The organism is Streptomyces sp. AC627_RSS907 (genome assembly GCF_019049165.1).
Genome location: NZ_JAGMUE010000703.1, coordinates 1 through 656 on the forward strand (window position 1 = coordinate 1; position 656 = coordinate 656).

Annotated in this window: 1 protein-coding gene; it reads left to right on the forward strand. The window is 74.7% G+C overall.

Annotated elements, in window-relative coordinates; all coding sequences use genetic code 11:
• Positions 1-430: 430 nt before the first annotated feature.
• The coding region (locus KUM32_RS37890; RefSeq protein ID WP_217146364.1) for a hypothetical protein at positions 431-656 on the forward strand (226 nt) is incomplete at its 3' end.

Below are 656 nucleotides of genomic sequence, written 5' to 3' on the forward strand. Positions count from 1 at the left end.
GTGCTGATCCCCGCGGCTTCCGGCGGAGTCGGCTCGTTCGGCGTGCGGATCGCCGTCGCCCGTGGAGCGCGCGTCACCGGCACTGCCAGCGCGCACCACCACGCCTACCCCAGCTCGGACGACCTCGCCGCGCTGTGCGCTGAGCCCCGGCCGCCGTGGGTCGCCGCGCGGTCATCGACGCCGTCATCCAGGCCGATACCGGCTGCTACCGCCCCGCCGGCACGCGAGCCGAGCCGGGGAACCGGCCGGCGAGTGCGCCCACCCGCCCGAGCGACCGGCGCCTACCACCGCGACCAGGCCCGCCCGTCGTACGAAATGCGCGTGACGGCTGTGACAAAAGTGGCCTCGTGAGGCGAACATAGACGGTGCACTTGTCAGGAACATGTGCGCCGGTGAGGCCGGCAGGAAGCGAGCATACGGGGGCGAGGGAATGGCCTGGGAGAGACTTGACGTACCGGAAGCGCCGGTGGGGGCCCGGCGCGGGGCGCTGTGGTTCAGCCCGCCGCCCGAACGGCGGCCCCTGCCCACCCTGTCGCCGTCCCGGCCGCGCCGGGTCCGCCTGTTGACCGGGCTGATCACCGGGGCCATCGCCACCACGCTGCTGTGCGCCGCCGGGGACGCGTTCGGCGAGGAGCGTGCGGAACGCGGCCCACGGG